The sequence below is a fragment of the Geobacillus sp. CAMR5420 genome, from assembly GCF_000691465.1.
In the GTDB taxonomy this organism is placed as follows: domain Bacteria; phylum Bacillota; class Bacilli; order Bacillales; family Anoxybacillaceae; genus Geobacillus; species Geobacillus thermoleovorans.
Genome location: NZ_JHUS01000050.1, coordinates 93,948 through 119,207, shown reverse-complemented (window position 1 = coordinate 119,207; position 25,260 = coordinate 93,948). Strand labels below are relative to the sequence as shown.

The following is a 25,260-nucleotide window of genomic DNA, read 5'->3' as shown; positions in this document are numbered from 1 at the left end:
TTTCCATTGATGATGGGAGGGTGCAAAGCATTGGAAAAACAAGAAAAAACCATCCGTATTTTAGTGGTTGACGATGAAGAGCGCATCCGGCGGCTCTTGAAAATGTATTTGGAGCGGGAAAACTATGTGATCGATGAGGCCGGCGACGGCAATGAAGCGTTGGAGAAGGCGTTGACGAATGATTATGACGTCATTTTGCTCGATCTGATGCTGCCGGGCAAAGATGGAATTGAGGTGTGCAAAGAAATCCGCGAGCAAAAAACGACGCCGATCATCATGTTGACGGCAAAAGGCGAAGAATCCAACCGCGTGCAAGGGTTTGAAGTCGGCACGGATGATTACATCGTCAAGCCGTTCAGTCCGCGCGAAGTCGTGCTGCGCGTAAAAGCGCTGTTGCGCCGCGCGGCGAACGCCGCCTACGCGCCGGTGGAGACGACGGCGAAAGACGTGCTTGTGTTTCCGCATTTGACGATTGACAACGATGCCCACCGGGTGACGGTCGACGGCAAGGAAGTCAGCTTAACGCCGAAAGAATATGAGCTGCTTCTCTTTTTGGCCCGCTCGCCCGACAAAGTGTTCGACCGCGAACAGCTGTTGAAGGAAGTATGGCATTACGAATTTTTCGGCGACTTGCGCACGGTCGACACCCACATTAAACGGTTGCGCGAAAAGTTGAATAAAGCGTCGCCGCAGGCGGGAAAAATGATCGTCACCGTCTGGGGCGTCGGCTACAAGTTTGAGGCAGTGAACGACTGATGTGGCTGTTTCGCAGCGTCGTCGGCAAGCTATGGTTTACGATTTTGTTGCTCGTTTCGTGCGTGCTGTTTATTTTAAGCATTTTGCTTATTAAATTTTTGGAAGATTATTATGTGCAGGAAGCGGAAAACGACTTGACCCGCCTGGCGACAAAAGTGGCCGAGGTGATGCACGATTACCGCGATGAGCAGCTTGCCCGCTCGATCGCTTGGACGCTTGTGGACAGTCGAACGAAAGCCGTCATCGTCGCCGATGAGTCGCACTATTGGTATTCGCCTGGCGATGCTGGTTTGGACAATATGCCGCTGTCGTCGATCCGCCAAGATCGGGACTTGCGGCGTGTGCTGACAGATGGGAAAACGGTGAAAAAGCGTTTGTATATGCCGGAGCGGCATCCAAAAGAAAAGCTGCCCCGTGATATGATCATTGTCGGCGTGCCGATGTCGATGCCGGATGGCAGCCGAGGAGCTGTGTTTATCTATCAGTCGCTCGAGGCGATCGCCGACGCGACGGAGCGGACGAAAGAGTTAATTTTTCTCGCCGCGTTTATCGCCATTGTCATGACGACGTTTTTTGCCTTTTTCTTGTCGACGCGCATCACCGCTCCGCTCCGGAAAATGCGGCAAGCCGCGTTCGAAATGGCGCGGGGCCATTTCGATATGAAAGTGCCGATTTTAACGAATGATGAGATCGGTGGGCTGGCGATGGCGTTCAACCAAATGGGACGGCGTCTGCAGTTTAACATCAACGCCTTAAACCAGGAAAAAGAACAGCTCGCCAGCATTTTAAGCAGCATGGCCGATGGCGTCATTACGTTTAACCGCGACGGGGAAATTTTGATTACGAACCCGCCGGCTGAGCGGTTTTTGCAGGCGTGGTATTTTGAGCAAGGAAACGACGCGGAAGCGATGGCGCCGTTGCCGCCGCAAGTGAAAGAGCTGTTCGCCCGCGTCGTTCGCGAGGAGAAGGAGCAATCGACCGAAGTGACGCTGCAGGGGCGGACGTGGGTCATTTTAATGACGCCGCTGTACGGCAAAACGATGGTGCGCGGCGCGGTGGCTGTTTTGCGCGACATGACCGAAGAGCGGCGGCTTGACAAGCTGCGCAAAGACTTTATCGCCAACGTTTCGCACGAATTGCGCACGCCGATTGCCATGCTTCAAGGCTACAGCGAGGCGATCATCGACGATATCGCGGCGAGCGAAGAAGAGAAGAAAGAGATGGCGAAAGTCATTTATGACGAGTCGCTGCGCATGGGCCGCCTTGTTAACGATTTGCTTGACTTGGCGCGCATGGAAGCTGGCCATATCGAGCTAGAGTACGAACAAGTCAAGCTTGTTCCTTACATCGAGCGGGTGATCCGCAAGTTTTACGGGCTGGCGAAAGAAAAGCAGATTGAGCTGACAGCCGAGTTTCGCGATCGGGACATCGAAATCGCTCTCGATCCGGATCGGATCGAACAGGTGCTGACGAACTTAATTGACAACGCCATCCGCCATACGGAATCGGGCGGCACAGTTCGCCTCATCATCGAACCAAGCGGCGACGGCGTGACGATCCATGTCCAAGACTCTGGTTCCGGCATTCCCGAAGAGGATTTGCCGTTTGTGTTTGAACGGTTTTACAAAGCCGATAAAGCGCGCACGCGTGGCCGTTCCGGCACCGGGTTAGGCCTTGCCATCGCCAAAAACATCGTCGAAGCGCATAAAGGGCTCATTACCGTTCACAGCAAACTGAACGAAGGAACGACGTTTTCGTTTTATTTGCCGGCCCGCGGACCGAAAGGAGCGTAGCGCCGTTTGGAAGAGCGGGGAAGCCACGGCTTCCCTGCTTCTTTCATGCTGAAGCGAACTGGTTGACGGATTTGTTTTAGTGGTATAGACAACTAGAATATATAATGTTATAATGAGATACAGAAAGTGGGGAATCGCGATGAAGCGGTGGATATTGAAAAATGCCGCGGTGTATGCAGAAACAGGAAACATTGAACAAGGGTATGTGCTGATCGAAGGGGAAAAAGTGGCCGCGATCGGGCCGATGTCGTCGTGCCCAACTGATGCAGGGGCGGAAGTGATCGAGCTTTCCTCACGGTTTTCCATCGTGCCGGGATTCATCGATGTCCATATTCATGGGGCGGCTGGGGCGGATGTCATGGATGCGACCCCGGAGGCGCTTTACAAGATGGCCAACGCCTTGCCGGCGGAAGGGACGACGAGCTTTTTGGCGACGACGATGACAGCGCCAAGTGAACAAATCGAAGCCGCGCTTCGCAACGTCGCTCGCTATATGGCGGAGGCGAACAGGCCGGGAGCCGCCGAAGTGCTCGGTGTTCATCTGGAAGGACCGTTTTTGTCGCCGAAGCGCGCCGGAGCGCAGCACCCGCGCCATCTCGCCGATCCGGACATCTCACTGTTCCAGCACTGGCAAAAGGCGGCGGGCGGCCATATCCGCCTTGTCACGCTTGCCCCAGAGCGGAACGGGGGGCTGGAACTTGCCTCCTACTTGAAACAGACGGGTGTGATCGCTTCGATCGGCCATTCCGATGCCGTTTACGACGAAGTAAAAGCGGCGGTCCATGCAGGGGTGACGCATGCGACCCACCTGTTCAATGGGATGCGCGGCATCCATCACCGTGAACCGGGTGTCGCCGGTGCTGTGCTTATGTTTGAAGAAGTGATGTGCGAGCTGATCGCCGACGGGTTGCACGTTGCGCCGCCGATGGTCCGCTTCGCTTACCGGAATAAAGGAAGCGATGGGCTCATATTAATCACCGATGCCATGCGGGCGAAATGTCTAGGTGATGGGCGATATGAACTTGGCGGCCAAGAGGTGACTGTTCGGGGCCAAGAGGCGCGGCTTGCCGACGGCACGCTGGCGGGAAGCGTGCTCAAGCTTGGCGAGGCCATCCGCCGTGTGCTCGATTATACTGGCTGCACGCTTGAAGAGGTGATCCGCATGGCGAGCTGGAATCCGGCGAAACAGCTTGGCTTGCTTGATCGGAAAGGCAGCTTGCGGCCCGGCAAAGACGCCGATGTCGTCGTTTTGAATGAACGATATGAAGTCATGATGACGTTTTGCCGCGGCGCCCTTGCCTATCGCAAGCCGGATGAAAGGAGTGGAGAGCGATGGCCATGAAGCTTTTGAAAGCTGCTGACTACGCAGAGATGAGCCGTCAGGCGGCGGACATCATCATCAAACAAGTCAAGGAAAAGCCGAACGCCGTTCTCGGCTTGGCGACCGGCTCGACCGTGCTCGGTGTGTACCGCGAATTGGCCGCCGATCATCGGCAGCATGGGACATCGTATCGGCTCGTGCGCACGGTCAATTTGGATGAATACGTAGGCCTTGGCCCGGATCATCCGAACAGCTATCGCTATTATATGAATCAGCATTTGTTTGCCCAATTGGACATCCCGCTTCACGAGACGCATGTGCCGGATGGCTTGGCCGCTGATCTTGACGAAGAATGCCGCCGTTACGAGCGGCTCATCGATGAATTGGGCGGCATCGATTTGCAGCTCTTGGGCATCGGCCGCAACGGCCATATCGGGTTCAACGAGCCTGGGACGCCGTTTTCGACAGCCACCCACGTCGTCGAGCTGACCGAGTTGACACGGGAAGCGAACGCCCGCTTTTTCCCATCGCTTGATGACGTGCCGCGCCGTGCCATTACGATGGGGATTGCGACCATTTTGCGCAGCCGCCGCCTCGTGCTGTTGGCGTCGGGACGAGAAAAAGCAGAGGCCATGGCCCGGCTTCTCGAAGGCGTTGTCACACCGGACTTGCCGGCTTCAGCGCTTCACCTTCATCCGGACGTGACGATCATCGCCGACCGAGAGGCGCTCTCGCTCATCCCAAAGGAAAAGCAGTGGGTGGATGCGCCGTGATCGATAAACAGTCGCCGATTCCGATTTACTATCAGCTCGAGCAATATATGAAAGAAAAGATCGAAAAAGGGGAGTGGCAGCCGGGCGAGATGATCCCGTCTGAGCGCGAGTTGGCGGAAATGTATGACATCAGCCGGATGACCGTTCGGCAGGCGGTCAACAATTTAGTGAACGATGGCTATCTCATCCGCCGGCGCGGGAAAGGAACATTTGTCGCCGCCCAAAAAATCGAGCAGCCGCTGAAAGGGCTGACGAGCTTTTCCGAAGATATGCGGGCGCGCGGCATGGAGCCCGGCACGATCGTCCTTAGCTTTGAGACGGTTCCGGCTTCTCAGAAGCTCGCTGAAGGGCTTGGCGTCACGGAAGGCGATGACCTTTACGAAGTCCGCCGCCTTCGGTTGGCCGACGGCTTGCCGATGGCGTTGGAGACGCTGTACATTCCCGTCCATCTTGTTCCCGGGCTGACGCGTGATGTTGTAAGCGGTTCCGTCTATGAATTTATCGAAAAAGAAAAAGGGATGATCATCGGCTCCGCTGTTCAAACATTGGAAGCATCTGTCGCCCGCAAGGTGGAGGCGGAGCATCTGAAGATGAAAGAAGGGGCTCCGGTGCTATTGCTTGAGCGCCGCACGCACCTTGTCGACGGTCGGCCGCTTGAAGTCGTCAAATCGGTGTACCGCGGCGACCGGTACAAATTTATGATTGAGATGAAAAGGGGGGGATCATGATGTTAGGCTTTTTACAGCGGCTTGGAAAAGCATTAATGCTGCCGATTGCCGTTTTGCCGGCGGCAGGATTGTTGCTTCGGCTCGGTCAGCCTGATTTATTGAATATTCCGTTTATCGCAGCCGCAGGCGATGCAGTGTTTTCCAATTTAGCGCTCATTTTCGCCATCGGCGTGGCCATCGGTTTTTCGAAAGACGGCAACGGCGCGGCGGCGCTTGCTGGGGCGATCGGCTACTTTGTCTTGACAAAAGGGGCCGCCGCGATTGATAAAGACATCAATATGTCCGTATTAGGCTGGGAAAATGCACGCGGCAGGCGTTGCCGATGAAGCGGGAAGCGGGATCGTATCGGAAGAAGTGGTGGTGCGTTTCATTCACGCTGGTGCGGATGTCGTTTTGATGCCGGCTCCTGGAACGGTGCCGGGGGTGACATTAGACAAGACAGAGAAGCTTGTTCAGGTGGCGCATGAACATGGGGCGCTTGCGATGCTGACGATCGGCACAAGCCAAGAAGGAGCTGACGAGAGTACGATTCGTCAAATCGCGCTTGCAAGCAAAATGGCTGGGGCGGATCTACATCATATCGGCGACGCTGGCTATCATGGCATCGCTGTTCCAGAGAATATTATGGCGTATTCGATCGCCATTCGCGGCAGACGCCATACGTATATTCGCATGGCAAGATCGCCGTTGAGATAAAGTGGAATATGATCAGTCGGTCCCAAAAGCATTCGCTTTTGGGGCGTTTTTTTGCCGGGAGAGGATAGGATGGGAGCCAAGATGATGGAAAAATAAGTTTGCGGATGTGGGAAACATTTGCCTTGTACCGCCGCCTCTATTTATTTTGTGATCAAATGAAAGAACAAATTTGTGATAAAATGAAAAAACAAATGGGAAAACATTGCGAGTGGCGGGGAGAATATGATGATTGCCGAGCCATTATTTCATCTCATTCTCATTTTCAGCGTATTGTTGCCGCTTGTATCGTTGACAGTGTTGGCGCTGTTGGGGGTAGCAGAAAAAGAAGTGGATTATTGGCAGTTGGAACATGCGCGCCTTCGATTGGAAAAAGAACTTCAAGAAAGCAAGTATATGCAGCTCCATCAACAAATCCGACCGCATTTCTTTTTCAATGCGTTGAACGCTTTCTTATCCTTGGCGCGCTTAGGAAAAAATGAAGAAATGATTCGGGGAATGGAGCATTTTGCGCTGTTTTTGCGTGATAGCTATGAGACGAAACAGCCGCTTATTCCGTTCAAACAAGAATGGGCGCATACAAGCAACTATCTAAGCGGGGTCCATGGCACGCATTGCTGAGGAGACAGGATTTTCTAGTCAACATCATTTCAGCCATTTGTTTCGAAAATATGTCGGCATCCCGCCTACGAAGTATAAGGAGACCAATGGATAATGGACTGGTATATGCTTTTATTCATGGCATGCGTACTGCTGCTTGCTGCTGTGCCGCATATTGGTCGCTGCAGTTTTATCGGAGCGGAGGCGCTTGGATTAAGCAAGGGGGTCAATGCCCTGTTACTGCGTTTCGCATCCGGTGAGCTGCTGTTGTTTGGATGTTATGCTTTTATTCATGGCGGAGTGGCGGCGGGGGTGGTGACGGCTATGGCGGTGTGGGCCGCCGTTTTTGTGCTTTGGCGTTCAGCAGCGGCCGTACGCTATCGTTCCCTAACAGAGGAAGGGGATCGCTGGCCGGACTGCTGTTTTACGGCGCGGGCTTTGTTTTTCTTTCGGTTTTTTGTTCGCCTTCTTTCGATCGGCCGGCTGCTTACCGTTGTCGTGTTATGTGCCTATTTGTTGCAGCAACTCTTTCGTTTTTCTCCGACTTTTTTATTCATTTGGTTCGTCTATGTGTACGTGTTTACCGTGCTCGCCGGTTGGTTGGGGATGCGGAAAATCGGAACGGTTCTGCTATACATTGTTTATATAGTGATGGGAATGGTTCCGTTTGCCTATTATCTAACGGGTGGTGTGGCGCGGCAATATGAGATGATTGTACGCACTGTCCCAGCTTCCCTCGATGTGAACATGGTTTCGTTGTTCGTGTTGTTTTGGGCTGTGCTGGCGGCGGCTGCCGGGCAATGGTTGGCCGACGAGTATGTATGGGATATTGCATCAATATTGAAAAAAGAACGCGTTGCGCTGACGTTTTCTATGGCCGCGTTTTGCCTTGCTCCGCTTCCGTTGGCCGTCGCAGCCTTATGCGTCCCGTATGCGGCGGCCGCTTCGACTGCCGCCATACTGAAACGGTGGCTGCTTCATTCTTCTGTCTTGATTGCTTGGCCGCTTACTATTGCCTTGCTGGCGGCGTTGTCACTTAGCTTATCCCTTTCCTTGCATTCCGTTGTGCAAATTTTTTGGCACAGGTGGAGCAGGCATCTCTCATGGACATATGTCATCTCTTTTTTGCTTGTACTAGCCCTCTTTTTTATTGCTCCTCTTCTTCCGATGCGGATGGTCATGTTTTCGACCGCCTTGCTTGCCTCCTCGTGTTTTGGGTTGGCTGCTTTACGGACAGGAGAGAAACCGATGGGGGTTATAGGCATGATCGGATGGGTATGTTTGTTTGTGATCGCCTGGCGATGGGGAATGCGCCATAACGTGCTGGAGGCCATAGCATGGAATGGGATTGGCGTTTTCTTGTTTACTCATATTTATCGATTAATTCAAAAAATAAAGAAGTAACAAAAATGAATCAAAAAAATGCAAAACCGTTTGTTTGCTCCCTGTTATAATGAGACAAAAACGAAAGGGAGGAAAGCGAACATGTCATTTGTTCCGTGCACGACTGCCATTTATGCATTTAGCAAAAACCACCAACCGGTTCGAACAGTCCAGTCAGGGGAAACGTTTGTCATCGAAACGTACGACTGTTTCCAAAATCAAATTACTTCAAGCGAAACGCCGTTTGACTCGATCGATTGGAATCATATCAATCCGGCGACCGGACCGATCTATATTGAAGGGGCGGAACCCGGTGACATTTTAGCGGTAAAAATTGAACAGATTCGCCTCAAAGGACAGGGGGTCATGGCTGTCGGACCAGGGCTCGGGGTGCTTGGAGACCGGATTCCGCAGTTTGAGGCAAAAATGATTCCAGTAGAAGAAAACCGGGCTATATTTGACGAGCATCTTTCTATTCCATTAAATCCAATGATTGGCGTCATCGGGGTAGCGCCGAGCGGTGAGGATGTGTCGTGCGGGACGCCCGGGCCGCATGGAGGCAATATGGATACAAAGCTCATTACAACAGGGGCAACCGTTTACTTCCCAGTTTTTGTCAAAGGGGCGTTGTTCGCATTAGGCGATTTGCATGCGGCGATGGGGGACGGCGAAATCGGTGTGTCGGGCATTGAAATCCCGGGGGAAGTGACGGTCACCGTCCGGGTGATGAAAGGATATTCGCTCAACCATCCACTGTTGCAAAACGATGATGGCATTGCGACGATCGTCTCGGCCAAAACGTTGGATGAAGCGGTCAAACAGTCGGTTGAGGAAATGGTTGATTTGCTGTTGCCGCATACTCCGTTGACGCTGAACCATTTGACGATGGTGCTTAGCGCTGTCGGTCAGACACAAATCAGTCAAGTCGTTGACCCGCTCGTCACGGCGCGTTTCTTTGTACCGCGATTTGTGCTTGAAGCGTATGGCATCCGCCTGTTTGAGGATTGAGGAGGGAACGGCGATGGCGCAACTTGAAACGAACACATCGGTTGAGTCGCTCGGTTATAAACAGGAATTAAAACGGTCGCTCACATTTGTTGATTTGTTGATTTACGGAATGGTGTTCATGGTGCCGATCGCTCCTTTCGGCATTTACGGGTATGTAGCGCAAGGGTCAAAAGGGATGGTCGCCTTAGCATACTTAATCGGAATGGTGGGGATGATTTTCACTGCCCTGAGCTACGCTAGAATGGCCGAAGCGTTTCCAATCGCTGGTTCCGTGTATTCCTACGCCCAGAGGGGAATGAATGAATATGTCGGTTTTATGGCAGGGTGGGTCATTTTGCTTGATTACATTTTCGTTCCGGCTCTTCTCTATTTGGTCAGCGCTGCTGCCTTAGCCGACATTGTGCCGCAAGTGCCGATTTACGTGTGGCTCATTCTGTTCATTGGCATGAATACGATCATTAATATTCTCGGAATCGAGATGACAGCCAAAGCGAACAAAGTGATTGTTGTTTTAGAGCTGATCGTTCTTGCAGTGTTTGTGATCACAGGAATGATTGCGATTATAAAAGGCGTCAATGGAGCACAGTTTACGTTCAAACCGTTGTACGATCCGAACCATTTCAGCATGGGGACGGTGATGGGGGCGGTGTCGGTGGCCGTCTTGAGCTTCCTTGGTTTTGATGCGGTGTCGACGTTGGCTGAGGAAACAAGGGACGGGAAATCATCGATCGGCAAAGCGATCATTTTTGCTTTGCTCGTTGTCGGTGCGCTTTTCATCGTGCAAACATGGGTCGCTGCTCTCATTTGGCCTGATTATACGACGTTTAAAAATGCGGACGTGGCGTTTTATCAGATTGCGGAGCTGGCAGGCGGACCATGGTTAAAATGGACAACGATCGTCGCTACCGCGCTTTCGTGGGGGATCGCAAACGCGCTCGTCGCCCAGGCAGCCATCTCTCGCATTTTGTACAGCATGGGTCGCGACCGTAAACTGCCCAGTGTGCTAGCCAAAGTGCATCCGAAATTTCAAACTCCATACGTCAGCACATTGCTTGTCGCTGTGATTTCGCTCATTGTCACGACGGTGTTCGCCTCGCAAATTGATAAGCTCGCTTCGCTTGTCAACTTTGGCGCCTTGACGGCTTTCCTCTTTTTGCATGTGTCAGTGATAAATTATTTTTTGCACAAACAAAAGAGCAACGATTACATCAATCATTTCTTGTTCCCGCTCATCGGCTTTATCATCATCGGTTATGTGTGGGTCAATCTTGACCCGCTCAGCAAAAAGCTCGGATTGATTTGGATCGCGATTGGACTCGTTTACCTGATCTTTTTGCGGCTCACGAACAAAGACTCCCGTCTAAGCGGGGAACTGTAGTCGCTTGTAAGGCCTGACGCCGTCATAAAAGGCGTTGGGTCTTTGATTTTTAGAGGCGATGAAACGTTTTTCCGATCTCGACGTATTACATAGATGAAAGGTATGAGATTACGGCGCCTTGTTAAGGCAAAACGCCGTTCATCCGCCAATAGGCGAGCGCCGATAAAACGTGGAAGGAGCCGGAGGAACATGAGCATGTTTGGAAAAGTCGCCGCCGATGTGCTTGGGTTAAGCGACATCGGTGCGGTCATTCAGCCGAAAGACTATGACAAAGTGGATGCCGATGATTATGTGATGCACGAGGATGGGGAGAAAATCTATTTTCTTATCAAATCAAAATCGGATGAGTATTGCTTCACCAACCGCGCGCTCATTCATTTGGACGGCACGAGCGCCGCGAGCAAAAAACGGACGCTGCGCCGCTACGATTACTACAAGCATCCGATTTCCGACGTATCGCTCGAAACGGCCGGGACGGTCGATTTGGATGCGGAAATTAAATTTAAAATTGGACCGCATTCCTACTCCATTGATGTGCATAAAAAGCATATTGAGGAACTGAAAGATTTGTATAAATCGCTGCTGGCGATCGCGGACATTTGCCATGAAAACGAAACGAAGTTCAACTATGCGGAGCGGAGTTTGGAACTGGCGGCCAAGGTGTTGGCCAACATGCGCGGTGACGGCGCCAATGTGTCGGCGGATTTTCAAGCCGTGAATGAATACGCTTTTCGCTGGCTGACGGAAGCGAAAAAGAACTATACGGTGAAGGATTTCGGCTTTGTGTTTGACAAATATATTCAACAGTGACGAGATGAAGGTTGTATCGGGGAAAGACGCCGTGCCAGAGGCGAGGTATCTTTCCTTAACCCGTGGTGCTAGATAAACTTGAGCAAGCATAAAAATAGCCCTTGCTGGCGGATCTCCTGTAGAATGAAAGTGCGACCTGCCATTCGAAAGGAGAATCCCCATGCAAGAGCACTTTCATTTTACTACAGATCGAGCCAAGATTCAAAAGCAATATGCCGCCATTTTCGTTTTTGTTTCTGCCCAACTTTCATGCATTCAGGTGCATCTTCACCGTCGAAATCGCCATTTGGTAAAGCAAGAGGACGCTGTCATCATCGCCATTCATCTTTTAGGAAAGCTGCTCGGTTTTACATCCGAACGGGCATGGCATCGTTTTGTCACGGGAAATTTGTTCACAAACGGCTCGTTTCTTGAACGCTCCCGATACAACCGCCGTTGCCGGGCGCTTGGTTTCGCCATCAAATGGATCCGTCATGAGCTGGCAAAACGCGGTCAACATCATGCCTATGCCGTCGTTGACAGCTTGCCGCTCCCGTTGTGCCATACCGCAAGAATGCATCGCGTCAAACGATTTCAAGAGATGGCAGACATCGGATATTGCGCTTCCAAAAAGCAATGGTACTACGGATTGAAGCTGCACCTTCAAGTGACTGATCAAGGGCTGCCGATGGGATATGTTGTCACCGAAGCGTCTTGTCACGACCGGGTGGCCGCTGAAACCGTCATGACGCAAATTCCACATCCGTATAACCTCGGTGACAAAGGGTATATCAGCCAAACGCTGCAAAAGAAGCTGTACGAAGAGCACCGAGTCGCGTTTTGGACGCCCGTCCGAAACAATCAGCGAATTCGCCAATCGGATGCATGGAAACAATGGATGAAGCGAAAACGTAAAGTGGTGGAAACCGTGTTTTCGATTTTAGTCGATTCGTATCGGATCACCAAGATTCGCGCGAACTCGGTTTCTGGATTTGAAACGGCACTGGATGGTATTTTACTGGCTTACTCACTTGTTGTTCTCGGGCTAGTTGAGCGCTAGCGCTCAACTAGCACCACGGGTTTAAGGTATATAAGCTGTAATAAAGAATTTCCACGGTTTTGTATTAATGTTCAAGCCAGTATATAATGCGAGTATGCCGAGAGTCTGGTGGATAAACACTTTTTTGAATTATATAGATGCAATTTGAAGTTTTCACATTGGTAGCTTTTACTGAGCATTGGATTGACTGTCGAACGACCGAACAACACCGCTTTCAGCCCCATGTATGGGTCTGAGAAGCGGGTGGTTGTTCAGTCGTCCGTCATGCCTTGGCGTGACGGAGGCAAGCAAAGGCTTGCCCTCGACAGTCGAAAAATCGATAAGTGGCTTTTCTGTCAAAGATATGTTAAACGTTTTGGTTGCACCTATATAAGTGTTTTAAGACACAGAAGGAATATTAAAATATAGGTATAGAAAGGGTTGAGGAATTTGAAGATTAAAGATGTATTTGGGGATTTGCCTACACTTACTACTGAACGTTTAATATTAAGAAAATTAACGTTAGATGATGCATATGATTTATTTGATTATGCGTCAAATCCGGAAAACTGCAAATATTTACCTTGGAGACCTCATCATACCATTGAAGATTCAATTCAATTTTTAGAATTTGTAATTAAGTCTTATAAAGAAGGTAGTTTAGCTCCGTGGGGAATCGTTTCAAAAGCAGACAATAAAATGATCGGGACAATTGATATAGTTAAATGGTTACCCAATCATCATAAAGCTGAGATAGGTTTTGTTTTATCGTATAAGTATTGGGGGAAGGGATTAGCAGTTGAAGCGGCTAATAAAATCATTGAATTTGGTTTTGACAAGATGGAATTAAACAGAATTGAGGCATTTGCTATGATTGAAAATGTTCAATCTTTAAGAGTTTTACAAAAGTTAGGGATGCAATTTGAAGGGGTTATGAGAGAACATTGGTATATTAAAGGTAAATTTAGGGATATGGCTATATACTCTATTCTAAAACGAGATTATTTTAAATCAAGGAACGGGTTGCAAAACGCATAACGGATGAATAAAGGGACACAAAAAATCCACTCTTATTGGGAATCATATACAGTTACTAAAAAACTTCAAAGGGGTGACACTATCAAGAGTTCCAATTCTTTGATCGAATACACCGATGAAATCGCTCCTCTTTTAGAGGCTTTATTTCGATGCATCGATCAACTTTTTTCTGGAAATACCTTATGTGGCGGGAAGATCACAGGTGTCTAAAAAGGCAATTGATTAAATGTTTATTTTGGAAAACGTGCTTTACGATCGATTCTTTGTAGCAGTTGATGAACATCTTCCGCTGTTTTTGCTATTTTTGATGTATTTATGAGTCTCTCATCTGTCCACCTTTTCAAGGACCAGCCGATGCTTTCAAAAGTAAGAATTTTCTGATGTTCATCATCATCTCTTAAACGATGTATGTGTTTAATCTCTGAAAGTGATCATGGTGGATGGTACGGCCCTTTGAAACATTCTTGTAGTATGATCTCCAAACAAAATGGGTCATTTCAACTCGGTATTACTAGTTTAAAGGTATAAAGAACGGTTGAACAAGTGAGAATTCTTTTTGTTTTCTCGATTAACCGCTGGAATAGTGGAGAAACAAAAGGTGCCTATGGTTATGTGATTGCTGTCTTCTTGAAAACTGGATTTGAAAAGTGTCTGTTTGATCTCCATAATGCGTTGAATGGGTATTTGATCAATTAAAGATTAACGGGGTAGAGCAGCCGCGTTGGTATAGATTTCATTGCTATCTGTTACATGTACAATTATAAATCATTATTGGAAATTTTTAATTTACACTCTATTTTTACCGCGTTATCAATTATAAGAAGAAGTTAAATTCTGAATATATATAAAAAGATATGTATTGCATGATGTTTAGTTACCCGTGGTGCTAGATAAAATCAGACGAGCATAAAAATAGTCCTTGTATGAAAATCTCCTTTTAAAATGAAAGTGCTCACCTAACATTAGAAAGGAGAAATCCCATACAAGAGCGTCTTCATTTTACAACGGATCAAGCGGAAATTCAAAAGCAATATACGGCGATCTTGTTCTTGGTATCAGCGCAACTGTCTGGCGGCTCTAAATGTATTGTAGCGCTGAAATCGTCATTTGTTAAAGCAAGGAAATGGGTCATAATCGCCATTCATATTCTTGGAAAGTTGTTTTGTTTTACTTCGGAACGAGCAGGGTATCAGTATGTCATTGGAAACTTATTCACTAGGGAGATGTTCCCTGAACGCTCTCGATATAACTGTTGTTGTCGGTTGCTCCGTTTTTCCGTTAAATAGAGTTTTTCTAATAGATCCGTCACCAACTAGCGAGGCACGGACAACATCATGCCTATGCTGTTGTGGAGATCTTGTCCCTCTTGCGCTGTGTCATCACGTGAGGCGTTAATGTTCAACTAGCACCACGGATTTTCCTTATTTTTTTCAAGATGGCAGTATAGATGGGGCAGCTGCTTTTTTTCTGCAGGAGAGGGCTAGGATCATTCCGCGATGTAGGAGGAGAGCTTGATGGATAAACACCAACAAGCCATTATCACCGTTTCAGCCTATATTACGAATGACACGGGAGAGGTTTTGCTTGTTAAAAGCTATGACCGCTCCGATACGTGGGAAATGCCGGGCGGACAAGTTGAACCAGGCGAGCCGCTCGATCGGGCCGTTCATCGCGAGGTGTATGAAGAGACTGGCGTTGACATCCGTCTCATCGGGGTCAGCGGCGTGTATTACAATGAAACTAAAAATATCATAAACATTGTATTTAAAGCGACATATGTGAAAGGAAACGTTTCTCCCCAGCCTGAGGAAATTCAAAAGGCGAAGTTTGTGTTGATCGATGAGTCGAATATTGATGAATATGTGACATGGCCGCATTTGAAATCGCGGGTGCTCGATGCGATGAAAAGGGAATGCTCTGTTCCGTATGAAACATGGGTTATGAATCCATCTCGATTGTCTGCAAGAGTGGGAAGGTGAAGTGCTGTAAATTCATAGTTGTCAAATGCTAAACGCTGCATTATTATAAAAATGTCCATATCCCATAACTGAATCCATTCGCAGCAAGGTGCCGAAACGGCTTAATAGGGAATCCGGTGGGAATCCGGAGCTGTCCCCGCAACTGTCAATGCGGACGAAATGAAATCGCCACTGTACGGACAGATGGCTTGCGCTGTTTTCCGTACGGGAAGGCTTCAGAGTAGGATGAAGCATGAGCCAGTAGACCTGCCTTGCTTGCCGCAGTTTCCGAATCTTCGGGGGGTGAGACGCGGAAACAGTCGTACAGGGCATTGTTGTGCCCATTGGCGGTCTGTTTCGCGCTCATTCCCAGATTTAGGCGGAATGGGCGTTTTTTATTGTACATACATCACTGAAGGGGGAATGACGGATGAAACGTTGGACATGGCCGGCGGTGGTGGCGGTGTTCTTCCTTTTGGCCGCCGTGCTCGTCGGCTGCGGCGGGGCGAATGGCAGCACCGAGCCTGCGAAAAAAGAAGAACCGAAAACGGAACAAGCGGCGTTTCCGGTGACGGTGAAAGACGGGCTTGGCGAGGATGTCATGATCAAAGCGGAACCGAAAAAGATCGTCTCGCTCATCCCAAGCAATACGGAAATCGCCTATGCGTTGGGGTTGGGCGATAAGATCGTCGGCGTCAGCGATTTTGACAATTATCCGGAAGACGTCAAAACGAAAACGAAAATCGGCGGCATGGAATTCAACGTCGAGAAAATCATTTCGCTCAAACCGGATCTTGTCTTGGCCCACGCGTCAAGCGCCCATAACTCGCGCGATGGCCTCAAGCAATTGAAAGACGCCGGCATCACCGTGCTTGTCGTGAATGACGCGAAGTCGTTCGACGATGTGTATGCGTCCATCGAATTGATCGGCAAAGCGACCGGGACGACAGACAAAGCGAAGCAAGTGATTAAGGATATGAAAGAGAAGCTTGCGCAAATTCAAGAAAAAGCGAAACAAATCCCGGCGGACAAACAAGCGAACGTCTGGATTGAAGTGTCGCCGCCGCCGCAGCTGTATACGGCCGGCAAAGGGACGTTTATGGATGAGATGCTTCAAGTGATTTCAGCGAAAAACGTCGCCGGCAGCTTGGAAGGCTGGCCGATGGTGACGGAAGAAAAAGCAGTGGCCTATAAGCCGGACGTTATCATCACGACATACGGCGGAGCGAAGCAAGTGTTTGCGCGCGCCGCTTGGAAAGACGTGCCGGCGGTGAAAAACAAGCGGGTGTATGACGTCAACACCGACTTAGTAAGCCGCCCGGGTCCGCGCCTTGTCGAAGGGGTCGAGGAACTTGCCAAAGCCATTTACCCGGATGTGTTCAAGTAAAACGTGGATGTATATATTGGCCGTCACGGCGGCCATGTTATCGTTGCTCGTAGGGATATCGACAGGATCGCTGTCGATTCCCTTTTCTTCTATTGTTCGCATTCTTGCGTCCGAATGGTTTGGTATGCCGCTTCCGTCTGACATTCCGGCCGATTGGGTGCCGATCGTGATGGCGATCCGCTTGCCGCGCGTCGTGCTCGCTTTTTTGGTCGGGGCGTCATTGGCACTGGCTGGCGCGGCGTTCCAAGGGTTGCTGAAAAATGCGCTCGCCGATCCGTACACGCTCGGCGTCTCGTCCGGCGCCTCGGTCGGGGCGGTGCTCGTCATCTTTCTCGGCTGGCAATGGCCGCTCTTTGGCACGTTCACGCTGCCGATCGTGAGCATTTTATGCGGCATGGCGACGCTTGTCGCCGTTTTGGCGTTCACTCGCGCGGTTGAGCCGCAGCTGTCGGTTGAGACGATCATTTTAGCCGGCATTATCTTCGGCGCGTTTTTCAGCGCCTTCATTTCACTGATGATCGCTTTGACCGGGGAAGAATTGCGGCAAATCATCTCATGGCTGATGGGGAGCGTCGCGATGCGCGGCTGGAAATACAGCGGGCTTTTGTTGCCGTTTTTTCTCATCGGCGCGGCGGTGCTTCTCGCCAACGGCCGCGAGTTGAACGCGTTTGCTTTTGGCGAGGCGGCGGCGCTTCATGTCGGCGTTGATGTTACGCGCCGAAAAGTCATCATTTTGACGGCGGCGGCGCTGCTCACCGGCGCGGCGGTGTCGGTGTCCGGGACGATCGGTTTTGTTGGGCTCGTTGTTCCGCATATGGTTCGGCTTGTGTGCGGGCCAAACTACCGGGTGCTCTTGCCGCTATCGCTCTTGTACGGCGGGGCGTTTCTTGTGCTTGCCGATGTGGCGGCGCGGACGATCATCGAACCGCGCGAACTGCCGATCGGCGTCATCACCGCGCTGATCGGCGCCCCGCTATTTGCCGTCTTGTTTTTCCGAAAAATGAAGCGAAAGATGGGATGATGATGCTCGAGGTGCGGGCCGTATCGCATCGGTATGGATCAAAGCAAGTGCTTGATCGTGTGACGTTTTCCGTGGAAAAAGGGGAGCTTTTTGGCATCGTGGGGCCGAACGGCAGCGGAAAAACGACGCTGCTGAAACTCATTTGCAAAGAGCTTCCGCTTGCCAGCGGTGAGATCAAGATTCATGGCCAGCCGCTTTTGGCGCTGTCTGCGAAGCAATGGGCGCGGTTTGCCGCCGTCCTGCCGCAGACAGTGGAGGCGGCGGCCGGCTATACGGTGAGAGAAACGGTGGCGCTCGGCCGCTACGCCCATCAGCGCGGCTTGTTTCCGACGTGGACGAAAGAGGATGAAGCGGCGGTTCAAGAAGCGCTTCGTGCGGTCGGCTTGGCTGACAAAATCGATGAGCCGCTTGAGCGGCTAAGCGGCGGCGAGCGGCAGCGCGCCTATTTGGCGCGGGCGCTTGCCCAAAAGCCGCAGCTGCTCTTGCTGGATGAGCCGACGAACCATATGGATGTGAGCGGCCAAGTCCGGCTTTTGGACCGGCTCGCGGAAGCTGCCCGCTCCCGCGGCTTGACGGTCGTCGCCGTCTTTCACGATATGAACGTCGCTAGCTTATATTGCGACCGGGTGCTTGTGTTAAAAGAAGGAAAAACAGCGGCGCTTGGAACGCCGACAGATGTGATGACGCCGGCGCTGCTTGAGGAAGTGTTTGCCGCGCCGATTGTGCGTCTGGCCCATCCGGCGACGGCAAAGCCGATGTTTTCGTTCGTGCCGAAAGGGAAACAAGAAGAATCGTCGGCCGGCGGGCTGCGTTTGTTCTTTCTTGATGACGCCGCTGTTCTGGCTTCCTGCCAGCCGCTTCGCGTCCTGTCCTCGGCATTGATCGGCGCTGGGTTTCAATGGGCGACCCATTTTGTCAATCGCCAAGTCGGGTTGGATTACGATTGCGGCGATGCGGAAGGAGACATGCGCCGCTATTTGGAGCAGCACGGGTTTTCGCTGGAACGAACGATCGGCATGATGACGGCGGTTGATGTCCGTGATGCCGTTTGGCTTCAGAAAGAAGGGGAAGCGTTTTCGGTGGCGGTCATGGCGACCGCTGGCGTCGGCAATGCGGTTGATGCCGCTCGAGCGTGGCAGCATAAGCCGCTTGCGGCAAGGCCGGGAACGATCAATATGGTGATTGTCATTGACGGAGTGCTGACGGAAGCGGCGTTTGTCCAGGCGATGATGACGGCGACGGAAGCGAAGGTAAAAGCGCTCGCCGACTGTTCGGTTTGCGACCCGGAAACAGGGACGCTTGCCACCGGCACGTCGACCGATTCGCTCGCCGTGGCGGCGACGCAAACCGGGCCGACGTTTGCCTATGCCGGAACGGCGACGGAACTCGGGCGCACGATCGGTCGGCTCGTGTATGAAGCGACGATCGAGGCGCTTGACCGCTACAAGCGGCGGAGGGGGCGGCGATGACGCATTTGCTGGCAATGACGTTGGCTTTGCTGTTGGATGCGCTGCTTGGCGACCCGCGCTGGCTGCCGCACCCTGTGCGCGGGATGGGAACGCTGATTGCGTGGTTGGACCGCCGCTGGAATCAAGGAACAAAGCGGCGGGCGAAAGGGGCGGCGGCCGTGGCGGTCGTGTTGGCCGCCGTCTACGGGTTGTCGGCGTTGGTCGTTTATGTGGGCTACGCGCTGTCCGTGTACGTGGGGGTGGCGATCGAGGCGGCGCTCATTTTCACCACCATTGCGACCAAAAGCCTCGCTGAAGCGGCTGAGGATGTGCGCCGGCCGCTTGAAGCGGGCGATCTTCCCGAGGCGCGGCGGGCGCTGTCGATGATCGTTGGCCGTGACACCGAGCGGCTCGATGAGGCCGGCATCACCCGCGCCTGCGTCGAAACGGTGGCGGAAAATACGAGCGACGGCATCACGGCTCCGCTCTTTTACGCGGCCTTGGGCGGCGCGCCGCTTGCCATGCTGTACCGGGCAGTGAACACGTGCGATTCGATGCTCGGCTATAAAAATGAAACGTATCGCGAATTTGGCTGGGCGGCCGCCCGGCTGGACGATGCGCTCAACTACATTCCGGCGCGGCTGACGGCGCTCGTGATGGTGTTGGTTTGCGGCGGCCGCCGCCTTCGTTTGGCGCTGTCGATCTTGTTTCGCGATGCCCGCCGCCACCCAAGCCCGAACAGCGGCTGGCTCGAGGCGGCGATGGCTGGATTGCTTGGGGTGCAGCTGGGCGGGACGAATACATATGGCGGCGTCGTCTCTGAGCGGCCGACACTCGGCGATCCCGATGTTCTGCTGCGCTCGGTTCATATTCGCCAGGCGGTCGGCATCATGATCAGAACGGTGCTCGCCTTTACGTTATTGCTGCTATGGATCGGGGGGATGATCGTTGCGTTGGCCGGCGCATGGGGCGAATCCGCTCGCGTTGTATGAGCAATGCGGATTGGCCCCTCCGAACGAATACATTGATTTCAGCGTCAATACGAACCCATATCGACTGCCGCCGTCGGCTTGGCCGAACGGCGAGGAATGGATTCGCTGGGCCGGTGAGTATCCGGATTCGGAAGCGAAGGCGCTCAGGGAGCTCGTTGCCAAGCAGGAGCAGATTCGACCCGGACAAGTGCTGGTGACGAACGGGGCAGCGGAGGCGATTTATTTGTTGGCCGCGCTGCTTGCCGGCCGGCGCGTCGGCATCTTGGAGCCGACGTTTTCCGAGTATCGGCGCGCCTGCCTTGCTTACGGATGCGAAGTCAAGTCTTTGCTGGCAGAGGAAAGCCGCGGTTTTTCGTACGACATTGACCAAGCGGCGGCATGGGCAGCGGAATGCGACGCGGTTTTTTTCTGTCATCCGAACAATCCGACCGGAACCGTGATGCCGGAGCGTGATCTCCGCTCGCTCGTCGCTGCAGCGGACCAAGCGGGGACGTATATCGTGGTGGATGAGGCGTTCTATCCGTTTTGGCGCGGCGGATTTACAGCCATGCGGTGGCTGGATCGCTATCCGCGCCTCATTGTGCTTCGATCGTTGACGAAAATCCATCATCTGGCCGGCGCGCGCCTTGGTTATGTCGCTGCCGACGAGGCGGTGATCGCTTCGCTGAAAACGCATCAGCCGCCATGGAGCACAAACTGCATCGCCCAACAATTGGCGCTTCGTTTCATGGCGATGGAATCGTTTGTCAAGTGGACGAAAGAACGGATCGCCGCCGAGCGGGAGCGCGTGTTTCGGTCGCTGCCGGCCGGCCGGTATGCCGTCTCGCCGTCGGTGGTCAATTTTTACTTGCTGCGTCCGCTCTCCGGACGGACAGAGGATTTGTTTTTCTATTTATTGCAGCAAGGAATCGTCCCGCGGCATACAATGAATTTTCCTGGACTGGACGGACGTTACGTGCGGCTTGCGGTCAAAACGCAGGTGGAAAACGATCGGCTGCTTGAAGCGCTTGCGAGGTGGAGCGGATGATGGTGTTTGTCAGCGGCGCCGCGCGCAGCGGAAAAAGTGAAGCGGCGGAAGCATGCGCCATCCGGCTTTCTCGCGGCGGTCGGCTTCACTATATCGCCACCGCGCAGGCAATGGATGAAGAAATGGAAGCGCGCATCCGCCGTCATCAAGAGCGGCGCGCGGCGCAGGCCGCGCATTGGACAGTGTGGGAAGCCCCGTTCTCTTCTCAGGAGATTGCCGCTTCCTTGCACCCTGATGATGTTGTTCTGCTTGATTGCTTGACCACATGGCTCGCCCACGAGCTGTTCTTTGGTGAAAATTGGAAAACAGACGCAACCGCTCAAGCTGTTGCTTGCCGCATGCTCGATGAAGTGCGGGCGTGGGCGGATGCCTGCCGTGCGGTCGTGATTGTATCGAACGAGCTGTTTGCCGGGGGTGTTCCGGATGATCCTGGCACATTTCGCTACATGAAAACGCTTGGCTTGCTTCACCAACAGTTGGTCGCGGAAGCGGCGGCCGCCGCGGTCGTTGAATGCGGCCTTCTCCGCGTGAAAAAAGGGCGGTGGCCGGGATGAAGCAAGCATGGAACGGATGGCTGTTGGCGCTACAGCTGTTTACCACGATCCCGATTCGGCGCTCGATCGCATGGAACGCCGCCCATGTCCGCTGGCTCGTGCGCTGTATGCCGCTTGCGGGGGCGCTGATCGGGGCGCTTTCGGCCGGAGTGTATGCACTCTTTTCCACGTTTTCATTCAGCTCGCCGCTTGTTTGGGCGCTTCTTCTTCTTTGGCTCGGCATTTGGATGGCCGGGGGGATGCACGCTGACGGCTTTATGGATGTGAGCGACGCGTTTTTTTCGTACCGCGACGTCAAGCGGCGGCAAGAGATCATGTCCGATCCGCGCGTCGGCGCGTTTGCGGTGTTGTCGCTTATTTGTTTGTTGTCATTTCGTTGGCTGTTTCTGTACGAATCGCTCCAGACAGGCATTCCGCCGGCGCTGTTCGCCGCCGTTCCGCTGTTGTCGCGGGCCGGGGCTGCCTGGCTTCTTTCCGTCGGCAAGCTGGCAAAGCCGACAGGAATGGCTGCATCGCTTCGCGAATATAGTTCATGGCGTGATGCCATTTGGGCGCTTGGACTCGCTTTTGTATTGCTTTCGCTTCTTTGTGCATCCACCGCCATTTCGGTGCAAACAGGGGCGGCGCTGGCTGCAGCAGCTGTCGTTTTGGCGGCGGCGGCAAAGCCGTGGGCGGAAAAACAGTTTGGCGGCATCACCGGTGATGTGCTCGGCGCGCTGATCGAAGGAGGAGAGACGGTGCTATGGGGCGTCATTTGGCTCTTACACTCATCCGTCATGGGATGACGGAACAAAACCGACGTCGGGCGTATATCGGCTGGACGGACGCGCCGCTTGCGGCCGCGGAGCGCAATCGGTTGTGCCGCTTGCAGCTTGAGCGGCCGTATCCGGTCGACTGCATGGTTACAAGCGACCTTCACCGCTGTCGAGAAACGGCCGCCTTGCTGTTTGGCGGACGCGGGGCAGATTGGTGCACCAGCCGTTGGCGCGAGCTTCACTTTGGCGCTTGGGAAGGAAAAACGTTTGCTGAGCTGGAAGCGGAGCCCGCCTACCGCCAATGGCTTGCGTCGCCCTTTTCTGCGGCGCCGCCCGGCGGGGAGCGTTATGCCGACTTTCAAGCGCGCATCAAACAGGCGCTTGCGGAGACGATTGCTTTCGCTGAGCGGGCGGGCGCCCGTCATGTGGCTGTCATCACCCATGGCGGCCCGATTCGTCTCCTGCTCGAGCAGTATGCGCCCGATGCCCGTTCGTTTTGGGAATGGGAGGTGCCATTTGCCGGCGGATATACATTGGAATCGACGATCGAGCGTTGGAAAGGGGGAGAGCGGTGCATTTCGTTATCGGTGGTGCGTTTCAAGGAAAACGAAAATGGGTGAGGGAACGGTATGGAATAAATGATGGAGTTCATATTGTATGGCATAACGGTTATGTGGAGCCGTATAGGCCGCCGGATGGCATCGAAACGGCAAAAACGGTCGTCTTTGACGGGTTGGAAGCCGCCATCCGCCCCCGTCCGGACCCAGACGAGTGGGAATCCTATTTCCGCGCTTGGCAGCGGTGGGAAGCGGCAGCGCCTAACCGCACGGTCGTTTGGATCGGCACCGATGTGACGCAAGGCGTTGTTCCGGTTGATCCGCAAGAGCGGCGCTGGCGCGACGCCGTGGGAATGTGCTACCAGCGACTAGCTTCCTTGTGCTGCCGCGTCGACCGGCTTTGGTGCGGACTGGCAGAGCAATTGAAATAAGGGGGAGAGGAACAGTGAAATTGTATACGCGAACAGGAGACCAAGGGAAAACGAGTTTAGTCGGCGGGCGCGTGGACAAAGACCATTTGCGCGTCGAGGCGTACGGAACGATTGACGAGGCGAATTCGTTCATCGGATGGGCGCTTGCGTTATTGGCCGGCGATGAACGGTTTCGCGACCTTTGCGCTGAGCTGCAAAAAATCCAGCACGAGCTGTTTGACTGCGGCGGCGACCTGGCCATCGTCAACGGCAAGCTTCCGTATAAGGTGACCGAGGCGATGGTCACATTTTTAGAAGAGCGCATTGATGCGCACGTGCAAGAAGCGCCGCCATTGCAAAAATTCATTTTGCCGGGCGGCTCCAAGGCGGCTGCGGCGCTCCATATGGCGCGTACGGTGGCAAGACGGGCGGAGCGGTGCATCGTTTCCTTGCAAAAAGCGGAGCCGATCAACGATGTTGTGCTCAAATATATGAACCGCCTGTCCGATTATTTGTTCGCCGCTGCCCGGGTCGTGAACGCGCGTTTAGGGGTGAAGGACATCGAGTATGAACGGAGCGCGATTGTGTTCCGCGACAAGGAGGAGAAACAATGAACCGCCGCTTGGCTTGGACGGCCGTTTGTTTGGCGCTTTCGGCGATCGGATCATTCATCAAGCTGCCGACGTTTGTCGGCAGCATCGCTTTGGACAGCGCACCGGCGCTTGTCGCCGCCGGGGTTCTTGGCCCGCGCGCCGGAGCGGCGGTCGCTGGGCTTGGGCATTTGGTTTCGGCGTTGATCGGCGGTTTTCCGCTCGGCCCAGTTCATTGGTTTGTCGCTCTTGAAATGGCGGGGCTTGGCGCCCTGTTCGCCGTGCTGCATCGGCGGGGATGGAAAATCGGCAACGCTGTCGTCTTTTTCATCGGCAATGCGTTTTTGGCGCCGTTGCCGCTTGCCGTTTCGTTCGGCTGGCCGTTTGTTTTTGCCGTCATTCCGCCGCTTTCGGCAGCCGCGGCGGTCAACGTGTTGATCGCTTTGGCCGTCATGCCGGTTGTCGTCCGGTTGGCGGCGAAAGCGGGGGTGGAGGCGCCGCATGCGTGATGTGCTTTTCCTTCCGTTTGCCGACGGCATGGAGCTCGCCGTTGCGGCCGACGGTTCGGCGGCGGTCGGGGACAAGCCGGGCGATGCGGTGTCCGTCTCGGTGGATGTTGTTGCGTATTTTTCCGCCCGCGTTGCCTTGATGGAGCTGTTGAGCGTCGGAGCGGAAGCGAGGGTCGTCGTGCTGCAAAACTTCATCGCTGATGACCGGTGGGAAGCTCTTTGCCGCGGTGTCAGGAGAACGTGCCGCGAGCTGGGGATCGATCTCCCGATCACCGGCAGCACGGAATCGAATTTTCCCACCGTGCAGTCGGCGCTTGGAGTGACGGCCATCGGGACGGTGGCCAACGAACGGAAACGAATCGGCATCACGCCCGAAGAGGCGAAGTTTGCCGTCATCGGCCGTCCTCTCGTCGGCTCGGCCGTGCTTTCGCATCCGGAATGGGTTGCGCCGCTTCCGCTGTTTGCCGCGCTTCTCCGCACACCATACATTTACGAATTGATTCCCATCGGCTCGAAAGGTATTTATTACGAATGGACACAGCTGTTAGCCGCTAACGGCCGCCAAGGGCGGGCCTGCGCATGCCCGCTTCCGCTCTTTTCCTCCGGCGGCCCGGCGACGTCGGTGCTTGTCAGTTATGATCCAGATGGCGAACGTGAAATCAAAAAGCAAGCCGGCTCTCTCTTTTTTCCACTGCACGTCGAGTGGTAAAAGCCGGCTGCTTTTGGTGAAAAAATCATTCCCTTTTTCGCTCG

At 53.3% G+C, this 25,260-nt stretch carries 26 protein-coding genes, 2 pseudogenes and 1 riboswitch; all 28 genes and pseudogenes read left to right on the top strand.

What is annotated here, in order from left to right:
• Nucleotides 1-30: 30 nt before the first annotated feature.
• Nucleotides 31-756 carry a response regulator transcription factor gene (locus DI44_RS05610; RefSeq protein WP_272945220.1) on the top strand — a complete coding sequence of 242 codons (726 nt, stop codon included), beginning with the start codon at nucleotides 31-33 and terminating at the stop codon, nucleotides 754-756.
• The gene (locus DI44_RS05615) at nucleotides 756-2,549 is read left to right on the top strand and encodes an ATP-binding protein (RefSeq protein WP_033025768.1); all 1,794 of its coding nucleotides are present in this window, start codon (nucleotides 756-758) and stop codon (nucleotides 2,547-2,549) included. The genes DI44_RS05610 and DI44_RS05615 overlap by 1 nt, the downstream gene beginning before the upstream one ends.
• Nucleotides 2,550-2,688: 139 nt before the next feature.
• Nucleotides 2,689-3,891: an N-acetylglucosamine-6-phosphate deacetylase gene (nagA, locus tag DI44_RS05620; RefSeq protein WP_033025765.1), complete on the top strand. Its 1,203-nt coding sequence runs from the start codon at nucleotides 2,689-2,691 to the stop codon at nucleotides 3,889-3,891.
• A complete protein-coding gene (nagB, locus tag DI44_RS05625) occupies nucleotides 3,882-4,643 on the top strand; it encodes a glucosamine-6-phosphate deaminase (RefSeq protein WP_081823188.1) in 762 nt (253 codons plus the stop codon). Before nagA ends, nagB begins: the two co-directional genes overlap by 10 nt.
• Nucleotides 4,640-5,371, top strand: a complete 732-nt coding sequence (phnF, locus tag DI44_RS05630) for a phosphonate metabolism transcriptional regulator PhnF (protein WP_033025782.1) — start codon at nucleotides 4,640-4,642, stop codon at nucleotides 5,369-5,371. Before nagB ends, phnF begins: the two co-directional genes overlap by 4 nt.
• A pseudogene (locus DI44_RS0117220) lies at nucleotides 5,371-5,664 on the top strand (PTS transporter subunit EIIC); the annotation flags it as partial. The gene phnF and the pseudogene DI44_RS0117220, both read left to right, overlap by 1 nt.
• Nucleotides 5,663-6,067, top strand: a pseudogene (locus DI44_RS0117215) (haloacid dehalogenase-like hydrolase); the annotation flags it as partial. The pseudogenes DI44_RS0117220 and DI44_RS0117215, both read left to right, overlap by 2 nt.
• A gap of 225 nt (nucleotides 6,068-6,292) precedes the next feature.
• Nucleotides 6,293-6,685: a histidine kinase gene (locus tag DI44_RS0117210; RefSeq protein WP_014196232.1), complete on the top strand. Its 393-nt coding sequence runs from the start codon at nucleotides 6,293-6,295 to the stop codon at nucleotides 6,683-6,685.
• Complete coding sequence (locus DI44_RS18180) at nucleotides 6,669-6,779, top strand: helix-turn-helix domain-containing protein (RefSeq protein WP_227016043.1); 111 nt, start codon at nucleotides 6,669-6,671, stop codon at nucleotides 6,777-6,779. The genes DI44_RS0117210 and DI44_RS18180 overlap by 17 nt, the downstream gene beginning before the upstream one ends.
• Nucleotides 6,779-8,068 (top strand): hypothetical protein, encoded by a 1,290-nt coding sequence (locus DI44_RS05635; protein ID WP_033025763.1) that lies wholly within the window; start codon nucleotides 6,779-6,781, stop codon nucleotides 8,066-8,068. The genes DI44_RS18180 and DI44_RS05635 overlap by 1 nt, the downstream gene beginning before the upstream one ends.
• A gap of 81 nt (nucleotides 8,069-8,149) precedes the next feature.
• Nucleotides 8,150-9,055, top strand: coding sequence for an acetamidase/formamidase family protein (locus tag DI44_RS05640; protein ID WP_033025760.1), 906 nt, complete (start codon nucleotides 8,150-8,152; stop codon nucleotides 9,053-9,055).
• A gap of 13 nt (nucleotides 9,056-9,068) precedes the next feature.
• On the top strand, nucleotides 9,069-10,433 hold the full coding sequence (locus tag DI44_RS05645) for an amino acid permease (protein WP_033025758.1): 1,365 nt from the start codon (nucleotides 9,069-9,071) through the stop codon (nucleotides 10,431-10,433).
• 195 nt (nucleotides 10,434-10,628) lie between these two features.
• Nucleotides 10,629-11,243 carry a PH domain-containing protein gene (locus DI44_RS05650; protein ID WP_033010549.1) on the top strand — a complete coding sequence of 205 codons (615 nt, stop codon included), beginning with the start codon at nucleotides 10,629-10,631 and terminating at the stop codon, nucleotides 11,241-11,243.
• A gap of 160 nt (nucleotides 11,244-11,403) precedes the next feature.
• Complete coding sequence (locus DI44_RS05655) at nucleotides 11,404-12,282, top strand: IS982 family transposase (RefSeq protein ID WP_033025756.1); 879 nt, start codon at nucleotides 11,404-11,406, stop codon at nucleotides 12,280-12,282.
• 429 nt (nucleotides 12,283-12,711) lie between these two features.
• Nucleotides 12,712-13,299: a GNAT family protein gene (locus DI44_RS05660; RefSeq protein WP_015375298.1), complete on the top strand. Its 588-nt coding sequence runs from the start codon at nucleotides 12,712-12,714 to the stop codon at nucleotides 13,297-13,299.
• Between the two features lie 1,514 nt (nucleotides 13,300-14,813).
• The gene (locus tag DI44_RS05665) at nucleotides 14,814-15,278 is read left to right on the top strand and encodes an NUDIX hydrolase (RefSeq protein WP_012820716.1); all 465 of its coding nucleotides are present in this window, start codon (nucleotides 14,814-14,816) and stop codon (nucleotides 15,276-15,278) included.
• Nucleotides 15,279-15,347: 69 nt separating this feature from the next.
• Nucleotides 15,348-15,547, top strand: a riboswitch (cobalamin riboswitch).
• A gap of 140 nt (nucleotides 15,548-15,687) precedes the next feature.
• Complete coding sequence (locus DI44_RS05670) at nucleotides 15,688-16,644, top strand: ABC transporter substrate-binding protein (protein ID WP_033025755.1); 957 nt, start codon at nucleotides 15,688-15,690, stop codon at nucleotides 16,642-16,644.
• A complete protein-coding gene (locus DI44_RS05675; protein WP_013144861.1) occupies nucleotides 16,631-17,665 on the top strand; it encodes an iron ABC transporter permease in 1,035 nt (344 codons plus the stop codon). Before DI44_RS05670 ends, DI44_RS05675 begins: the two co-directional genes overlap by 14 nt.
• Nucleotides 17,662-19,134 carry an adenosylcobinamide amidohydrolase gene (locus DI44_RS05680; RefSeq protein WP_033025753.1) on the top strand — a complete coding sequence of 491 codons (1,473 nt, stop codon included), beginning with the start codon at nucleotides 17,662-17,664 and terminating at the stop codon, nucleotides 19,132-19,134. The genes DI44_RS05675 and DI44_RS05680 overlap by 4 nt, the downstream gene beginning before the upstream one ends.
• A complete protein-coding gene (cbiB, locus tag DI44_RS05685) occupies nucleotides 19,131-20,105 on the top strand; it encodes an adenosylcobinamide-phosphate synthase CbiB (protein WP_033025752.1) in 975 nt (324 codons plus the stop codon). The genes DI44_RS05680 and cbiB overlap by 4 nt, the downstream gene beginning before the upstream one ends.
• The gene (gene cobD, locus DI44_RS05690; protein ID WP_033025751.1) at nucleotides 20,062-21,132 is read left to right on the top strand and encodes a threonine-phosphate decarboxylase CobD; all 1,071 of its coding nucleotides are present in this window, start codon (nucleotides 20,062-20,064) and stop codon (nucleotides 21,130-21,132) included. The genes cbiB and cobD overlap by 44 nt, the downstream gene beginning before the upstream one ends.
• The gene (locus DI44_RS05695; RefSeq protein ID WP_033025750.1) at nucleotides 21,129-21,686 is read left to right on the top strand and encodes a bifunctional adenosylcobinamide kinase/adenosylcobinamide-phosphate guanylyltransferase; all 558 of its coding nucleotides are present in this window, start codon (nucleotides 21,129-21,131) and stop codon (nucleotides 21,684-21,686) included. Before cobD ends, DI44_RS05695 begins: the two co-directional genes overlap by 4 nt.
• Nucleotides 21,683-22,471: an adenosylcobinamide-GDP ribazoletransferase gene (locus DI44_RS05700; protein WP_011231743.1), complete on the top strand. Its 789-nt coding sequence runs from the start codon at nucleotides 21,683-21,685 to the stop codon at nucleotides 22,469-22,471. Before DI44_RS05695 ends, DI44_RS05700 begins: the two co-directional genes overlap by 4 nt.
• A complete protein-coding gene (locus DI44_RS05705; RefSeq protein ID WP_014196225.1) occupies nucleotides 22,429-23,061 on the top strand; it encodes a histidine phosphatase family protein in 633 nt (210 codons plus the stop codon). The genes DI44_RS05700 and DI44_RS05705 overlap by 43 nt, the downstream gene beginning before the upstream one ends.
• Nucleotides 23,013-23,429: a bifunctional adenosylcobinamide kinase/adenosylcobinamide-phosphate guanylyltransferase gene (locus tag DI44_RS05710; RefSeq protein ID WP_011231741.1), complete on the top strand. Its 417-nt coding sequence runs from the start codon at nucleotides 23,013-23,015 to the stop codon at nucleotides 23,427-23,429. Before DI44_RS05705 ends, DI44_RS05710 begins: the two co-directional genes overlap by 49 nt.
• A 14-nt stretch (nucleotides 23,430-23,443) precedes the next feature.
• The gene (locus tag DI44_RS05715) at nucleotides 23,444-24,022 is read left to right on the top strand and encodes a cob(I)yrinic acid a,c-diamide adenosyltransferase (RefSeq protein ID WP_011231740.1); all 579 of its coding nucleotides are present in this window, start codon (nucleotides 23,444-23,446) and stop codon (nucleotides 24,020-24,022) included.
• A complete protein-coding gene (locus tag DI44_RS05720) occupies nucleotides 24,019-24,507 on the top strand; it encodes an ECF transporter S component (protein WP_015375287.1) in 489 nt (162 codons plus the stop codon). Before DI44_RS05715 ends, DI44_RS05720 begins: the two co-directional genes overlap by 4 nt.
• Entirely contained in the window at nucleotides 24,500-25,216 is a 717-nt protein-coding gene (locus tag DI44_RS05725) for an AIR synthase related protein (RefSeq protein WP_015375286.1), read from the top strand. The genes DI44_RS05720 and DI44_RS05725 overlap by 8 nt, the downstream gene beginning before the upstream one ends.
• Nucleotides 25,217-25,260 lie beyond the last annotated feature (44 nt).

What these genes read in the sequence shown, in the direction of transcription:
- DI44_RS05615 (WP_033025768.1), top strand. Translation starts at nt 756, where the DNA reads ATGTGGCTGTTTCGCAGCGTCGTCGGCAAGCTATGGTTTACGATTTTG.
- DI44_RS05650 (WP_033010549.1), top strand. Translation starts at nt 10,629, where the DNA reads ATGTTTGGAAAAGTCGCCGCCGATGTGCTTGGGTTAAGCGACATCGGT.
- DI44_RS05635 (WP_033025763.1), top strand. Translation starts at nt 6,779, where the DNA reads ATGGACTGGTATATGCTTTTATTCATGGCATGCGTACTGCTGCTTGCT.
- DI44_RS05725 (WP_015375286.1), top strand. Translation starts at nt 24,500, where the DNA reads ATGCGTGATGTGCTTTTCCTTCCGTTTGCCGACGGCATGGAGCTCGCC.
- nagA (WP_033025765.1), top strand. Translation starts at nt 2,689, where the DNA reads ATGAAGCGGTGGATATTGAAAAATGCCGCGGTGTATGCAGAAACAGGA.
- DI44_RS05720 (WP_015375287.1), top strand. Translation starts at nt 24,019, where the DNA reads ATGAACCGCCGCTTGGCTTGGACGGCCGTTTGTTTGGCGCTTTCGGCG.
- DI44_RS18180 (WP_227016043.1), top strand. Translation starts at nt 6,669, where the DNA reads ATGGCACGCATTGCTGAGGAGACAGGATTTTCTAGTCAACATCATTTC.
- DI44_RS05670 (WP_033025755.1), top strand. Translation starts at nt 15,688, where the DNA reads ATGAAACGTTGGACATGGCCGGCGGTGGTGGCGGTGTTCTTCCTTTTG.
- DI44_RS05695 (WP_033025750.1), top strand. Translation starts at nt 21,129, where the DNA reads ATGATGGTGTTTGTCAGCGGCGCCGCGCGCAGCGGAAAAAGTGAAGCG.
- DI44_RS05700 (WP_011231743.1), top strand. Translation starts at nt 21,683, where the DNA reads ATGAAGCAAGCATGGAACGGATGGCTGTTGGCGCTACAGCTGTTTACC.
- DI44_RS05640 (WP_033025760.1), top strand. Translation starts at nt 8,150, where the DNA reads ATGTCATTTGTTCCGTGCACGACTGCCATTTATGCATTTAGCAAAAAC.
- DI44_RS05675 (WP_013144861.1), top strand. Translation starts at nt 16,631, where the DNA reads ATGTGTTCAAGTAAAACGTGGATGTATATATTGGCCGTCACGGCGGCC.
- DI44_RS0117210 (WP_014196232.1), top strand. Translation starts at nt 6,293, where the DNA reads ATGATTGCCGAGCCATTATTTCATCTCATTCTCATTTTCAGCGTATTG.
- DI44_RS05680 (WP_033025753.1), top strand. Translation starts at nt 17,662, where the DNA reads ATGATGATGCTCGAGGTGCGGGCCGTATCGCATCGGTATGGATCAAAG.
- nagB (WP_081823188.1), top strand. Translation starts at nt 3,882, where the DNA reads ATGGCCATGAAGCTTTTGAAAGCTGCTGACTACGCAGAGATGAGCCGT.
- DI44_RS05655 (WP_033025756.1), top strand. Translation starts at nt 11,404, where the DNA reads ATGCAAGAGCACTTTCATTTTACTACAGATCGAGCCAAGATTCAAAAG.
- DI44_RS05645 (WP_033025758.1), top strand. Translation starts at nt 9,069, where the DNA reads ATGGCGCAACTTGAAACGAACACATCGGTTGAGTCGCTCGGTTATAAA.
- cbiB (WP_033025752.1), top strand. Translation starts at nt 19,131, where the DNA reads ATGACGCATTTGCTGGCAATGACGTTGGCTTTGCTGTTGGATGCGCTG.
- DI44_RS05705 (WP_014196225.1), top strand. Translation starts at nt 22,429, where the DNA reads ATGGGGCGTCATTTGGCTCTTACACTCATCCGTCATGGGATGACGGAA.
- DI44_RS05665 (WP_012820716.1), top strand. Translation starts at nt 14,814, where the DNA reads ATGGATAAACACCAACAAGCCATTATCACCGTTTCAGCCTATATTACG.